The sequence below is a fragment of the Pedobacter sp. ISL-64 genome (assembly GCF_018613605.1).
Classification (GTDB): domain Bacteria; phylum Bacteroidota; class Bacteroidia; order Sphingobacteriales; family Sphingobacteriaceae; genus Pedobacter.
In genome coordinates this window covers 412,656-427,305 of the sequence record NZ_JAGGPU010000002.1, presented here as the reverse complement: position 1 = coordinate 427,305, position 14,650 = coordinate 412,656, and the positions used below count along the sequence as shown (strand labels likewise).

Annotated in this window: 16 protein-coding genes; 6 read left to right on the top strand and 10 right to left on the bottom strand. The window is 38.3% G+C overall.

The window, feature by feature from the left end; genetic code table 11:
• Positions 1-154 precede the first annotated feature (154 nt).
• The gene (locus tag J7E57_RS04435; protein ID WP_029275623.1) at positions 155-661 is read right to left on the bottom strand and encodes a phosphoribosyltransferase family protein; all 507 of its coding nucleotides are present in this window, start codon (positions 659-661) and stop codon (positions 155-157) included.
• Between the two features lie 193 nt (positions 662-854).
• On the opposite strand from J7E57_RS04435, the gene J7E57_RS04430 reads away from it, so the two are divergent.
• Positions 855-1,559 carry a head GIN domain-containing protein gene (locus J7E57_RS04430; RefSeq protein WP_215125381.1) on the top strand — a complete coding sequence of 235 codons (705 nt, stop codon included), beginning with the start codon at positions 855-857 and terminating at the stop codon, positions 1,557-1,559.
• A gap of 141 nt (positions 1,560-1,700) precedes the next feature.
• Here J7E57_RS04430 and J7E57_RS04425 read toward each other — a convergent pair whose 3' ends face one another.
• From J7E57_RS04425 to J7E57_RS04415, 3 genes are all read right to left on the bottom strand, one after another.
• Positions 1,701-2,108, bottom strand: a complete 408-nt coding sequence (locus tag J7E57_RS04425; RefSeq protein ID WP_215125380.1) for a hypothetical protein — start codon at positions 2,106-2,108, stop codon at positions 1,701-1,703.
• A 97-nt stretch (positions 2,109-2,205) separates the two neighbouring features.
• Positions 2,206-3,615 (bottom strand): 23S rRNA (uracil(1939)-C(5))-methyltransferase RlmD, encoded by a 1,410-nt coding sequence (rlmD, locus tag J7E57_RS04420; RefSeq protein WP_215125379.1) that lies wholly within the window; start codon positions 3,613-3,615, stop codon positions 2,206-2,208.
• Positions 3,616-3,755: 140 nt separating this feature from the next.
• Positions 3,756-3,866 carry a phenylalanyl-tRNA synthetase subunit alpha gene (locus tag J7E57_RS04415; RefSeq protein ID WP_215125378.1) on the bottom strand — a complete coding sequence of 37 codons (111 nt, stop codon included), beginning with the start codon at positions 3,864-3,866 and terminating at the stop codon, positions 3,756-3,758.
• A gap of 214 nt (positions 3,867-4,080) precedes the next feature.
• On the opposite strand from J7E57_RS04415, the gene J7E57_RS04410 reads away from it, so the two are divergent.
• From J7E57_RS04410 to crtD, 3 genes are all read left to right on the top strand, one after another.
• Positions 4,081-4,539: a DoxX family protein gene (locus tag J7E57_RS04410; protein WP_215125377.1), complete on the top strand. Its 459-nt coding sequence runs from the start codon at positions 4,081-4,083 to the stop codon at positions 4,537-4,539.
• A 44-nt stretch (positions 4,540-4,583) separates the two neighbouring features.
• Complete coding sequence (locus J7E57_RS04405) at positions 4,584-6,287, top strand: M28 family peptidase (RefSeq protein ID WP_215125376.1); 1,704 nt, start codon at positions 4,584-4,586, stop codon at positions 6,285-6,287.
• A 296-nt stretch (positions 6,288-6,583) separates the two neighbouring features.
• The gene (gene crtD, locus J7E57_RS04400) at positions 6,584-8,062 is read left to right on the top strand and encodes a 1-hydroxycarotenoid 3,4-desaturase CrtD (protein WP_215125375.1); all 1,479 of its coding nucleotides are present in this window, start codon (positions 6,584-6,586) and stop codon (positions 8,060-8,062) included.
• Positions 8,063-8,148: 86 nt separating this feature from the next.
• Here the strand turns inward: crtD and J7E57_RS04395 are convergent, their stop codons facing one another.
• Genes J7E57_RS04395 through J7E57_RS04375 form a run of 5 tightly spaced genes read right to left on the bottom strand, consistent with a single transcriptional unit; the run spans position 8,149 to position 11,917 of the window.
• Positions 8,149-8,652, bottom strand: a complete 504-nt coding sequence (locus tag J7E57_RS04395) for a shikimate kinase (RefSeq protein ID WP_215125374.1) — start codon at positions 8,650-8,652, stop codon at positions 8,149-8,151.
• Between the two features lie 23 nt (positions 8,653-8,675).
• A complete protein-coding gene (locus J7E57_RS04390; RefSeq protein WP_215125373.1) occupies positions 8,676-9,122 on the bottom strand; it encodes a DinB family protein in 447 nt (148 codons plus the stop codon).
• Between the two features lie 3 nt (positions 9,123-9,125).
• The gene (locus J7E57_RS04385; RefSeq protein WP_215125372.1) at positions 9,126-10,181 is read right to left on the bottom strand and encodes an ABC transporter permease; all 1,056 of its coding nucleotides are present in this window, start codon (positions 10,179-10,181) and stop codon (positions 9,126-9,128) included.
• A 2-nt stretch (positions 10,182-10,183) separates the two neighbouring features.
• Positions 10,184-11,335, bottom strand: a complete 1,152-nt coding sequence (locus J7E57_RS04380; RefSeq protein ID WP_215125371.1) for a BT_3928 family protein — start codon at positions 11,333-11,335, stop codon at positions 10,184-10,186.
• A gap of 36 nt (positions 11,336-11,371) precedes the next feature.
• Positions 11,372-11,917, bottom strand: a complete 546-nt coding sequence (locus J7E57_RS04375) for a DUF1599 domain-containing protein (RefSeq protein WP_215125370.1) — start codon at positions 11,915-11,917, stop codon at positions 11,372-11,374.
• Between the two features lie 99 nt (positions 11,918-12,016).
• Between J7E57_RS04375 and folP the strand changes: the two genes are divergently transcribed.
• Both folP and cdaA read left to right on the top strand, forming a co-directional pair.
• Entirely contained in the window at positions 12,017-12,868 is an 852-nt protein-coding gene (folP, locus tag J7E57_RS04370) for a dihydropteroate synthase (protein ID WP_215125369.1), read from the top strand.
• 225 nt (positions 12,869-13,093) lie between these two features.
• The gene (cdaA, locus tag J7E57_RS04365) at positions 13,094-13,885 is read left to right on the top strand and encodes a diadenylate cyclase CdaA (protein WP_029275607.1); all 792 of its coding nucleotides are present in this window, start codon (positions 13,094-13,096) and stop codon (positions 13,883-13,885) included.
• Between the two features lie 298 nt (positions 13,886-14,183).
• Here the strand turns inward: cdaA and J7E57_RS04360 are convergent, their stop codons facing one another.
• On the bottom strand, positions 14,184-14,594 hold the full coding sequence (locus J7E57_RS04360; protein WP_029275606.1) for a BrxA/BrxB family bacilliredoxin: 411 nt from the start codon (positions 14,592-14,594) through the stop codon (positions 14,184-14,186).
• Positions 14,595-14,650 lie beyond the last annotated feature (56 nt).

Sequence of the window (14,650 nt, the reverse complement as noted above, 5' to 3'; positions counted from 1 at the left end):
TCGTTATAGTCCTCGTTTGTATAAGGGATATAGATTTTTTGATGTCCTGTTCAAAGATTTCTCCACTTCGGTCGAAATGACGAATACACGAATGCTTGACTTCGATTAAAAGTATATCTTATTTCATCCCAAATCTTTCCATTTCATATCCAGCCTAGCTCAAATAAACCCGATCTTCTTCACCTTCCACATCCATTACCACATCTACATGTTCTTTTAAGATGGTAGCCAGTTCAAGACCAACAAAATCGGTGGCAATAGGGAAAATTTTATGACTTCGATCAACCAAAACTACTGTACGTATTTTTTTATGCGGCGTATTTAAGAAAACACCCAAGCCATAAGCAAGGGTTTTACCGCTGTTCAATACGTCATCAACAATAATGATCACCTTGTTTTTCCAATGGCTTTCATCCAGATCTGTCGAAGCTACCAATTTGCTGCTTTCTTTCTGCAGATCGATACGCAGTAAAGTTAGTTTAAAGCCCGAAATCTTTTTAAGCACTTTTTCTAATCGTAGCGCTAGTTTGTAACCACGGTCCCAAATACCGGCAAGCACCACTTCTTTCTCATTCAGGTTATCTTCTAAAATCTGATAAGCGATACGATCTATTTTCTGCTGAATTTGTTTCTTGTTGAGAATAAGTAATTGCGATGCCATTGTATAAAAAGAATTGAATACAAAAAGAACGATTTTAAGGATGAAATTCAAACTATTTGAAAAATAATTTGAATTGTTTGCAACGTTTTCATCAGAGATGCGTCTAATCTATAACCAAAACACAAAATCGAAGCCATCGTTGCCCAAATGCTGCGTAATGATCGCTTCAGAATCATTTAACGAAAAAACGACTATGAAAACCCTTATCAAATCATCCGCCATTTTGTTTATCATAATAACCAGCTACATGGCTAAGGCGCAGGATACTAAAAGCTTTACCGTTAAAAACTTCAATAGCATTGGAGTAAGCAGTGGGATAGATCTATACCTTACTCAGGGCGGTAGCGAAAGTGTGAGTATAAAATCTGATTCTGAAACATTAAAAGATATTGTTGTTGAGCAGAGCGGCAGCAATGTTACCATAAAATTTAAAGACGGCATCAAATGGAGCGGAATGTTTAAAAACCGCACCATTAAAGCTTATGTAAGTTTTAAAACCCTAAATGCAATTGCAGCATCGGGCGGATCGGATGTTTTTACACAAAACCAAATTAAAACAGATAAACTTGCTATTCGCTCTTCAGGAGGATCGGATTTAAAATTAACGGTTGTTTGCAACGATCTATCTATTCAATCAAGCGGTGGCAGTGATCTCGATTTAAAAGGCAAAGCAGAAAATATGACCATTCAATCTAGTGGAGGTAGCGATATCGACGCTTATGAATTAATTACAGATTATGCAAAGGTGCAGGCTTCTGGTGGTTCTGATGTAAATCTTTATGTAAATAAAGGCTTAGAGGCCAGTGCAAGTGGTGGTGGCGATGTAAGTTATAAGGGAAATGCTTCACTCAAGAAAACATCAAGCTCAAAAAGTGGAGATGTACACCACGTAAATTAAAAGTTTAGTTTAGTTAATAATAACGCGCTGCTTTGTGGATACAAAGCGGTGCTTTTCTTTTATAAAAGATTTAACAGACAGAATGATTACACCGATTCAGGTCATTAAAGGTTGTAGTGAGGAATTAAACCTTTCTATCCCCTACCTTTTTTTATACGGATAGTAAATAAAGTTGGCGCCTTCAGGAACAATTACGAATACACACATAAAATCTTCCGGTTTTTTATATACTTTTAAGAATGGCTCTTTTTTCTCCTTGCTGATGATTCCTTTTTCTACAAACTCTTCCAAAGTAGAGGCTTGTATCGTCCAATCGGTATTAAGTTCTTCTTTGTTTAAGATAAGTTCGCCAATGTTCACCTCATGTTGATGCGCAATAAAAATTGGGTGGGCAGAAATGCCTTCAACCATAATCTCGATTGCTACTTCTTTAATCGCATCAGCATAAAATTCTAAATCTTTTTCTAAACTTATCAGCGGACTTTCCTGCTTTTTTTGTGGTGTTCCGTTCTCTTCGGGCGTTGCGCCTAATAATTCTTCTCTATCCATACCTTAACCAATAATTGAATTTTGAATGAGTGAATAGTTGAATGAAGGCAAATTGCCCCATTCTGTCGCTCAATCTTTCTCTCACTCAATCATTTTATTACTTTAACCTTAACAATACTACATTTTCTACGTGTTGCGTGTGCGGAAACATATCTACAGGTTTAATTCGCACCACATCGTATTTTTCTTTCAATAATTCTAAATCTCTTGCCTGTGTGGCTGCATTACAGCTTACATAGACAATTTTTTCAGACTCCATTTCAAGCAATCTCTGTACTACATCTGCATGCATACCAGCGCGTGGCGGATCGGTAATCACCACATCTGGTTTACCATGCGCCAGGATAAATTCAGAAGTAAGAATATCTTTCATATCTCCGGCATAAAAAACCGTATTATCAATGCCATTTAATGCTGAATTAAACTTTGCATCTTCAATAGCGGTTGGCACATATTCTACCCCAACTACCTGCTTTACGTTTTTGGCAATAAAATTTGCAATCGTTCCAGCACCAGTGTATAAATCATAAACCAGTTCATCACCTTTAAATCTGGCAAAATCTCTGGTGATTTTATATAGTTCGAAGGCTTGTTCAGAATTGGTCTGATAAAAAGATTTCACTCCAATTTTAAAACGGATGCCATCCATTTCTTCGAAAATATGATCGCGACCTGAGAAAACCACCACATCCTGATCGAAAATAGTGTCATTCTTTTTTTGGTTAACGATATACAGCAAAGAGGTAATCTGTGGAAATTCATTTTTAAGAAAACCCATCAAGCCATCAACTTGTGTCTGTTCCGGATAAGCAAATACCACAGCAACCATCACCTCTCCTGTGCTAGAAGTACGGATAATCAGGTTACGCAAAACGCCTTCATGGTTACGCAGGTCGTAAAACGACAGGTCATTTTCTAAGGCATATTTACGTACTGCGTTTCTGATCGAATTAGAAGGCTCATCCTGTAGATAACAATGCTCGATATCTAAAATTTTATCAAAACGCAATGGTACGTGAAAACCCAGCGCATTCATGTCAAAATCTTCATCGCGTTCTACATCGGTTTTTTCCAACCAACGTTTGTTCGAAAAAGTAAATTCTAATTTATTTCGGTAATATCTGTTTTTTTCTGAGCCTAAAATCGGTTCAGTTCCTGAGGTATCTATTTTACCTAAACGCTGTAAAGCTGCCTCAACATTTTTCTGTTTAAACTTTAATTGAGCATCGTAACCCATATGCTGCCATTTGCAACCGCCACAGGTTCCGAAATGAGGGCAGAAAGGATCAGTACGCAATGCTGATTTTTCATGAAGCTGATCTATTATTGCTTCAGCAAAATTCTTTTTCTTTTTGGTCAACCGGACATCTACCACATCACCAGGAACGGCTTTGTCAACAAAAATGACCAATTCGTCAGCCTTGCCAACACCTTTTCCCTCTTCAGCAATATCGATTATATGTACGTTTGGAACAATAGTTACCGTACCAGGTTTTCTTCTACTCATTATTTTGCAAATATAGAAAAAAGAGGTTAAAGGTTAAGGACAGAAAGGTAGAGGGTTTAAAAACCAATTAATCAAAAGATTGGCCATAATCATCCTACTCGGACAAGAACTGTCCGGCAATGGAACCCTGATTTTAAAAATTATTTTCCAAAAAATTTAAATGCCGCGTCCCAAAAGCCATCTAACCAATTAAATTTTAGGTCAAATTTTTCATCCACCAGTACAGAAAACTCTAATATTTCTTTGCTCATGATAAAAAAACCTATCTATTTAAGCAATAATACTAAATTCATACCAAAAACCAAAACGGTATAAATTAATTTTATGTTAATTTTACATCAAAAGGTTAAATCACTCTGTTTACAATAACGACAATTGCGATCTATTGATTTTCAGTTCCTTATTTGATAACCAAATAAAAATCCGTAACTTAAAGTATCATTCACATAAAAATGGAGGTTCATTATGAACGTTATCCGTAAAATTGAACATTGGGGAGATGTTCATCACTCAAAATGGCTAGATTATCTTCGGATTGTACTTGGCCTGATCATTTTTGGAAAAGGTGTTTCTTTTGTTAGCGACACTTCGGTTCTTCAGAACATGATTACACAAAACAACGTATTTGGTTTTTCGGGCATGCTCATCAGTATCGCCATTCATGTTGTTGCATTTGCGCATTTGGTTGGGGGTGTTTTAATTACATTAGGTTTAGTTACCCGCTTTGCCGTTGTAATTCAGATCCCAATCTTATTGTTTGCAGTATTTTTTGTTAACCTTACGCCGGGTTTCTCCACACCGAATTCGGAATTGTGGTTTTCGGTATTGGTATTGTTTCTGCTCATCATGTTTTGGGTAGTAGGTTCAGGCCCATTATCGGTTGACGAAGGGTTGAAACGCAAAACTGGCAAGCGGTACGCCTAAACAACATTAAATATTCTTAGTATCTTTCGCTTTTACGAACGATCATGAAAACGAAGATACTTTTTGCGCTGCTTTTTGCGGGATTGGGATGTTACGCACAAAATTCGACAGATGAATATTTCACGCTAACGCGGGCTGGTTTCCTAGAAAAAAACGCTTATGAAACAACTGCTTTGGTAGAAAAATACTTCCGCGTACCCGGTAACACAGGCTTTAATGCCAGTATCCATTATGTAGAGAGTATCCTTAAAAAGGCTGGTTTTGTTGAACAGAAGCAGGATGAATTTGAGGCTCCTTTAACTTATCGCATCGAAAAAAGAGCGATGAAAAATAATACCTGGGAACCTGTTGATGCCAATATTGATATCGTTGGCGAAACAAAACCGCTCATCTCTTATAAAACTAACCGCAACATGATTCCAATCAATTGCGGATCAACAGCTGCAGGAGGTGTTACAGCTAATGTGGTTTACATTGCCAACGCATTACCTACCGAAATAGAAAAAATGGATCTGAAAGGGAAAATCCTATTTTCTGAGAACAGTCCATCACGTTTGCTTCAAATAGCCACAAAAGCTGGAGCCATTGGCGTGTTGGGCTATTCGATGCCAAAGTATACTCAACCAGAGGTACACCAAACTTCTATCCAGTTTGGAAGCATGAAAGCCAATAGTGAGGTATGGACATTGCTTTTATCTTATGCTGCCAAGGAAAAGTTAAAAGTGGCCTGTTTAAAAGGCGAGACTAAATTGAAAGTAAATATTCAGACTAAAATTTATCCCTCTGAAGAATTAACGATAGTAGCAAACGTTAGAGGCAGTTCAAATCCTAATGAACGTTTTGTATTCAGTGCGCATGTTCAGGAACCCGGTGCAAACGATAATGCAAGCGGCGTTGGTACATTAGCAGAAATGGCAAGGCTAACAGCAGCATTATATCAGGCAAAAAAGATAAGTCCGAAGCGTACCCTCACTTTTTTATGGGGCGACGAAATTGTATCAACAAGAAGATATATTACCGAAGATACCACCCGGGCCAAAGGTATTATGTGGGGAATGAGTTTGGATATGGTTGGCGAGGACACTAAAAAAACCGGCGGCTCATTCCTGATTGAAAAAATGCCTGATCCATCGGCCATTTGGACAAGGGGAACGGATAAACATACCGAATGGGGTGCTGGCGATGTTACTGAAAAAGATCTTTTCCCGCATTATTTTAATGATTTTATCTTCGATATCTGCAAAGCTCAGGGCAAATTTGCCAACTGGACGGTTAACTACAACCCATTCGAAGGTGGTAGTGACCACACACCATTCCTGCAAAATAAAATTCCGGGATTATTGATGTGGCACTTTACCGATGTCTTCTACCATACGGATAACGACAGGATTGATAAAGTTTCGCCAACCGAAATGAAAAATGTAGGGATAAGTGGTTTAACTGCTGCCTATACTTTAATTTCTGCAGATGAAAATACTGCGATAGCTACTGTTTCGCAAGTTAAAACCGATGCTTTAACCCGCTTAAAAACTGAATTTGAACTGAGCAAACAAGAAATTGCAAAAGGTAAAACCACAACGGACGAGAAACACATTATTGAAGTTTGGGCCAAATGGTATACTGATGCTTTGGTAACGGTAAACAAAATGCCTGTAAAATCCGAAACCACCAGAGTTGGTTCGGCCATTAAGTTTGCCACCAACGAGATCGAAAAACAAACGAAGGTATACTTAGAAAAATTGAAATAGATTAGTTTTTATAGTTAATCAATAACAACTTTAACCATCATTTTTTCGAACTGTCAAGGATTTCTTGACAGTTGATATTTTATCTAATTCATTCTCTTCAAATATATTCTTAATGTGAAGACTAATATTCTGCTTAGTTTTATTAAAAAGTTGTTGCATTTGTGCTGCGTTAGCCAAACAGTCTCATTTCCATACGCAACTTCTATCGCAGGCAAACCCTCTTCTGTTTTATAAATGATAATTTCATCCTTAATCATCACTTCAAGTTAGTAAAATATTTATCTTATTTTCGCATCATGCCTAAACCAAAAGCAATAGTTATCGGTGCCGGAATTGCGGGCATTGCATCGGCAATTCGTCTTTCCTTAAAGGGCTATGAGGTTGATGTTTTTGAAGTTAATTCAAAACCTGGAGGTAAGCTGACAGAAATAAAAATGAACGGTTTCAGGTTTGATGCCGGACCGAGCCTTTTTACCATGCCCCAGTACGTGGATGAACTCTTCAAACTGGCAGGTAAAAACCCTGAAGATTATTTTGAATATCTAAAACTAAAAGAAATTTGCCGTTATTTTTACGAAGATGGCTTAAGGTTAAACGCAAGTGCAGATCTCGATGAATTTGCCAAGGAAATAGAAGAGAAAACAGCTTCAACTGCAAAAGAGGTTGGGCACTATTTAAACAAAAGCAAAACCATTTACGATGTTACCCACCGTGTATTTTTGGAAAGAAGTTTGCATAAAATTAAAAGCTACCTGCACTGGGACACCTTAAAATCTATATTCCGTTTTGGCCAGATTGATGCTTTTAGAACACAGGCAAAAGCAAACCGATCGTTCTTTAATGACGATAGAATAGCACAGCTTTTTAACCGCTATGCCACCTACAATGGTTCCGATCCCTATCAGGCACCGGCCACATTGAATATAATTCCACATTTCGAGTATCACTATGGAGCCTTTCTTCCAAAAAATGGGATGTATAGTATTGTTACTGCCTTGGTAAAATTGGCAGAAGAGTTGGGAATAAGGTTTCATTACAATCAAAAGGTGGAAGAAATTATATATTCTAATAAACCTAAATCCGAAGTACAGGGCGTAAAAGTTAACGATAAAACCTATAAAGCTAAGGTTGTTGTTTCGAACCTCGACGTCTGGTTTACTTATAAAAACCTGCTTAAAAACATAGCTCAACCTAAAAAATTATTAAACCAGGAACGGAGTAGCTCTGCTTTGATTTTTTACTGGGGCATGGATGGGAATTACAGCGATATGGGCTTGCACAACATCTTTTTCGCTGAGGATTACCAAAAGGAGTTTAATGCCATATGGAAAGATAAAACCATCAGCAGCGATCCAACGGTATACATTAACATCAGCTGTAAATATATCAGGGGTGATGCACCTACAGACAGCGAAAACTGGTTTGTAATGATAAACGTTCCTGCCAATAATGGTCAAAACTGGGATGTATTGATTAAAGAAGCCAAGACAAATATTACCCAAAAGATCAGCCGTATTTTAAACCGAAATATTGAAAAAGACATTATATGTGAGCAGATTTTAGACCCCAGAAGCATTGAAAGCAAAACTGGTTCTTATCAAGGCGCGCTGTATGGCAACAGTTCCAACAATCAGTTTTCTGCCTTTTTAAGGCATTCCAATTTCAGTTCGAAAGTTAAAAATTTATATTTCTGTGGGGGTAGTGTGCATCCGGGCGGAGGAATTCCCCTTGCGTTGTTATCGGCTAAGATAATTGACGATGGGTTTAGGGTTTAGGGTTTAGGGTTTAGGGTTTAGGGTTTAGGGTTTAGGGTTTAGGGGAAATCTTATCTAAAGCAAATTGTTTTATTGGCAAAGAAAATCTACCGATTATTTTTAATCGCTTCTTCCAACTTTTCGCCATCCAGATCAAATGCATCCACAATCAACTTAGCTTTGGTATAAAAAGGATCGCGTTCTTCGAGTTTCTCTTTGATAAATTCTAAAAGCTGTTCATCATCCAGATCTTTAATTAAGGGACGTTTTTGACGGTTATGTAAACGTGATACCAAAGCCGCTGGCTCCATTTGCAGATAAACGGTTTCACCATTTGCATTCATCCATTCCATGTTATCGAAAAAGCATGGCAATCCGCCTCCAGTAGCTACCACACAGGTTTCTGGATAATCGAAGGTTTTAAGCATTTTGCTTTCGTAATCCCTAAAGCCACTTTCGCCATATTCAGCAAAATATTCGGCAATACTTTTACCTGTTTTTGAAACAATTTCAGCGTCAAGATCAATCACAGGGCATTCTAAACGATGTGCCAACTGTTTAGCTTTTGTACTTTTACCGCAGCCCATGTATCCGATAAGGAAAATTTTCATGTATCTCTCTTTTTGCTTCGACCTCATAATAGATGGTCGCGTTTTAACATAATATAATCGGTTACAGGTGGCGTAAAACCTTCTTTTTTCAATAAAGTTACAACCTGTCCGCGATGATAAGTAGAATGATTAAATAAATGAAATAAAATTTCATCCAATCGGTTTTCGTACTCAACACCTTGCGTGTTGCTGTACAAAATCTTCTTATCTAAAGAACTCTCTTTCAATACCGCCCTAATCAACTTAAAATTTTCAGCAGCAATACGCTCAAAGTTTTCCTTATGATGAATATCCCAAACACCATAAAGTGGTTTCTTGCCCGAAATCCGTTGCGCCCATACATGCTGCGCATTGAGTACGTGGCTGAACAAGCGCTCTGCATCGGGCATTTCGACTGTTGCAAGCTTAAATATTTCGATGATGCGTTGATCGGCAAGCTCAGTATAATTTACAATTTCCTCTTCGCGCATAACCTAACTTAATTTAACTCTTGGGTCAACATAAGCATATAAAATATCAACCAGAATATTGATGACTACAAATACGAAGGCAATAAAAAGAATAGAGCCCATCACTACCGGAAAATCAGACATTTCTAAAGCGGTTACAGTTGTTCTGCCTAATCCGTTATACCCGAAAATGTACTCTACAAAAAAAGAACCCGCCAGCAGTGAGGCAAACCATCCTGAAATGGCCGTAATTACCGGATTCATAGCGTTTTTTAAAGCGTGTTTATAAATTATGGCATTTCTACTTAAGCCTTTGGCTCTTGCAGTCCTGATATAATCCTGTGCCAAAACATCCAGCATGGCACTTCTGGTTAACTGTACAATAATCGCCAAAGGCCTCAAACCAAGGGTAATCATCGGCAGCCATAGGTTTCTTAGGGTTAATACCTCACCATTAAATGGATCGTAAGAGTATAAGCTACCGCTCATTTTTAAGCCTGTATAATTGCTCAGCACAAAGCCGAAAAGCCAGGCAATAATAATCCCCGCAAAAAAAGAGGGCGCTGATATACCCAGAATGGCAAATGCATTGGCCGATTTATCGATCCACGAATCTTTATAAACTGCTGAAAGCACTCCCAAAAACACACCGATTATGGTGGCGAAAATCATCGCCGTTAAAGCCAGGATAAAAGTATTCGGTACCGTTTCCGAAAGTATAGCTGTTACATCACGTTTGGTCTGGTAGGAACTGCGGAGATAGGGCCATTTTATCACCAGCGCCTTTTTATCAAAGGCCATCAGTTTTGCGTAATGATATTTCTGTTGACTGGTGCTATCGTTATCAAGAATGCTAATTGGCAATAAATCGTTAATGTATAAAACAAACTGAACAGGTTTAGACCGGTCTAAACCAAATTCTTTACGAACGGCTTCGAGCGATTGTACATCAGCCCTTTGCCCCATCGTCATCCGTGCAGGGTCGCCAGGTAAAATATTAAACAGCACAAAAACAACCAATATTACACCGCCCATTACCAGCAGTCCATACATCAGTTTTTTTAGTGCGTATCCGATCATGTCTATTTATCGAAATATTTTCGACTGAGTTGGTCGAAAGTGGGTACGTTGTGAAAATGCCATTTATTGATTACCACTCCGTTCTTCATCAATAAAACGCCAGGATTTGCCCTAATCATACTTTTTAAAGGTACGGCATCGGCATAAAAAACCTCTGAAAATAAGTTGTTCTTTTTGATAAAGGCCTGCGCATCCTGAGCTGAATTGGAAGTAAGCAATACTGTGCGGATATTAAACTGCTGTGTAGCGTTTAAAGCCAGGGCATTTAGTTTACCAATAGCCGCCTCGTTTGTAGCATGAAGATCGTAAGCTACGAAGATCAAATTATAATAAGGGTTTTCGATCAGTTCCTTGGTATAATCGGTACCCGAAGCATCAGTAATGTTCAGGTCCTTAATTTTGGGTTCAAAACCTTTTTTAACCAGTCTTTTTGTGGGTTCTCCGATAATTTCCCAGTTATTGTCCTTCCAGATCTCAGTTTTAAGATAGGCTTTATCGCTCATATCTTTCTCTTCATTGGTTTTCTTGTTTTTTAAGTGATACATGATCTCAAATTCATCTGGTTTTTCTCCCGGAGGAATCACCATTAATGATGGAAGATGCGCACCAACTTTATAAGGCAGGAAATCGATAATCGGCAAAACATTGTAAGTGTACAAGCCAAAACCTAAAGATATAATCGTTACTGCAATAGCAATATTTCTTTGAGTGGTTTCTTTTTTAAATAAAGGCTGGATCAGGTTCTTGTTTAAGAAAATAACAATGATCAGCGCTAAAAGGATCAGATCTTTACTGAACGACTGCCATGGGGTAAGCGGAATGGCATCGCCAAAACAGCCACAACTGGTGACTACTTTGAACGCTGCAGATATAAATGTGAGCAGGGTAAAAAAGATGATGAGAAGCAATAAACCCCAGGCTACCTTTTTACTCCAGAAGCCCAATAGCAATAAGGCACCGAGAACAATTTCTAAAGTACAAAGTAAAATAGCAATACCAGTGGCCATTCCACTCAGGAAATTCATGTGAAAAACTTCAAAATATTCCTGTAGTTTATAGCCAAAGCCAAGTGGATCGTTTGCTTTGATCAATCCTGAAAATATGAATAAAGCACCGACAAAAATCCTGGAAAATCTTAAAAGTATGTTTCGCATCTGTATGTATCTATTTTTTTAAAGGCTATTACGCTATTATTTAACGCCGAGTTTGATCAGTGCAAAAACCGAATAGTTTAACATATCCTGATAATTTGCATTAACACCCTCCGAAGCCAGGGTTTGCCCTTCGTTGTCTTCTATCTGTTTTACCCTAAAAATTTTCATCAAAATCAGATCGGTTAACGAGCTAATGCGCATATCGCGCCAAGCCTCACCATAATCGTGGTTTTTGGCAAACATTAAATCTTTGGTTTCCGTTACTTTTTCCTCAAATTGTTTTTCAACTTCGGCATAAGGCAGTTCATTAGGATCGCTCTCCGTCAATTCGAGCTGCATCATGGCAATTACACAATAGTTGATAATACCAATGTATTCAGATATCACACCCTCTCCCACTTTGTTTACTTTTTTTTCTTCGAGGGTCCGGATGCGTTGTGCTTTGATAAAAATCTGATCGGTTATCGAACTTGGCCTTAAAATCCGCCATGCAGTGCCATAATCTTTAGTCTTTTTTAAAAATAATGATCTGCAAACTGCAATCACTTCATCAAATTCGGTGGAGGTATTTGTTTGTGCCAAAGCCAATAATTATTTAGTTTTTAGTGTATTTTTGTCCTGAAAAAACAAAAGCTAAAGATACATTTTTAAAGCGAAACCCAAATCCCGAAAGGGTTTATTATGGCAGAAAAAAACTTTTTTGAGCCCAAACAAAGCTTAAACATTAAAGGTAAGCTGATCGATTTAAGCCGCCCGAAAGTAATGGGTATTTTAAATATAACCCCCGATTCTTTTTACAGCAATAGCCGCACAAAATCAATAGATGAAGCTTTAACAAAAGCAGCCCAGTTTCTTAATGAAGGTGCTACATTTATCGATATCGGCGGATACTCATCAAGACCAGGTGCTAAAGATATTTCTACCAGTGAAGAGGTTGACCGTTTGGTGCCCGTGGTAGAAAGTTTAGTAAAAGCCTTTCCCGAAGCGGTTATTTCTATTGATACTTTCAGGGCGAAAGTAGCAGCGGAAACAATTTCTGCCGGTGCGCATATCATTAATGATATTGCCGCTGGAGATATGGACGAACAGATGTTCGAAACAGTTGCTAAACTACAGGTACCTTATATGATGATGCACATGAAGGGTACTCCTCAAAATATGCAGCAAAACCCTGTTTACGGCAATGTGTTATTGGAAGTAATTGATTACCTGGCGAAAAAAGTTGCGGCGCTTAAGGCACTTCATGTTCACGACGTAATTATTGATCCTGGTTTTGGCTTTGGAAAAACAATCGAACATAATTATGAGCTGCTTAACCAAATGGAAGCTTTTAAAATTTTCAAACTCCCCATTTTAGTGGGTTTCTCGCGTAAAGGAATGATCTATAAAACCCTTGGCACTTCGGCAGCAGAGGCCCTGAACGGAACTTCGGTACTCAATACCATTGCGCTACAAAAAGGAGCGGGCATTTTAAGGGTACATGATGTTAGGGAAGCAGTAGAATGCGTGAAGTTAGTTGGGATGCTGAGTTAAGCTGCTGCTATAAGAAAATCACCATTGGATAATTATTTGTTATTAGATCCTGAAATGAATTCAGGATGACGCCTCCACTTAGATTCGTCCTGCTGAACTTGTTTCAGCATCTATTTTTGGGTAAAGACCCTGAAACAAGTTCAGGGTGACGATCATTAATAACCAATTTAAACAGTTAACCTATCTTGCTTGTAAACTGAAAACCGTTTTGCTATCTTGCCACTAATGAAAGGATTAGATTTTGATTTCGTAAAATTCACCATTACCGACGTGGTAGACATCGTGCTCGTAGCACTTTTAATCTATTACGTATATACGCTAATCCGCAATACCTTAGCTGTTAATCTACTGGTTGGGATGCTCATCATCGCAATATTCTATCATATTGTTGATGCTTTGCATATGAAATTACTCACAGCCATCATAGAGAAATTTATGAGTGTGGGGATTATTGCATTGATTGTAATTTTCCACCCGGAGATTAGGCGTTTTCTCTTATTGATCGGAAAAAATGCCTTTTTACAGAAAAATAAGGCCTGGTGGGGTTATTTATTTGGCCGAAAAGAAATTGAAAGAAATAATTTAACCCGTATAAAACCAATTATCGACGCCTGTAAAAGCATGAAAAAAACGCGTACAGGTGCATTAATGGTATTTGTTAAATTTTACGATGAGCAGTTTTTTGCCAATAGCTGTGAACTTGTTGACGCCAAAATATCGAAACGTTTGCTGGAAAGTATCTTTCAGAAAAACAGTCCGCTGCATGATGGGGCCGTGGTTATCTCTGAAAACAAAATTAAAAGTGCGAGCTGTATTTTGCCTTTAACGGATAACGACCAGTTACCTTCACAGTTTGGGTTAAGGCACCGTGCGGGTATTGGCGTTTCTGAAACGACCGATGCCGTTGCAGTAATTATATCAGAAGAAACCGGAGAAATATCATATGCCAAACAAGGCAGGGTAAGGATGAATGTTTCGTTTGGGGAGCTGGAGAAATTGCTGAATAAGGATTTTTAGATTTTAGGTGATTACACAGATTCGGACTTCTCTGTCATTCTGAACGCAGTAAAGACCTGCGTAGCAAGCATGAATGCCTTTTAAATCTTAAACACATCATGAATAATCCCTCACCTATGAAAACGATCCTTCGACTACGCTCAGGATGACGAACCGAAGGGGAATATTCTGTGCTTTCTGTGTTTCCGTGGCAAAAAATTACAATAAACGCAAAATGGTGAATGTTCCCATTCACCATCTCGTTATCATTTAAATCACCTTCTTATCGGTGTAATCTCTCAATCTGTGTAATCAATTTTTAACAGTATTGTTCAAAAGCACCGATCAGGTTATCAGCGATCATTTGTGCCGGACGGCCTTCAATCTGGTGACGTTCGATCATGTGAACCAATTTACCATCTTTAAATAACGCCATTGCCGGAGAAGATGGAGGGAAGGGCATCATGTAATTTCTAGCCTGATCTACCGCTTCTTTTTCCATTCCTGCAAAAACAGTAACCAATTTATCAGGGTGTTTTTCGTGTGCTGCTGCTGCTCTGGCGGCCGGACGTGCATTTGCTGCTGCGCAACCGCAAACCGAATTTACAACTACCAACACAGTTCCTTCGCCTTTAATCGCTTGATCTACGTCTTCTGCGTTTTTTAATTCTTGAAAACCTACGTTAGTTAATTCCTTACGCATTGGCTCTACTAAATATTCTGGATACATTATCTTAGTTTTTTATTTACAATTTCAATGCTACAAAAATAAGAAAATCGAATGGT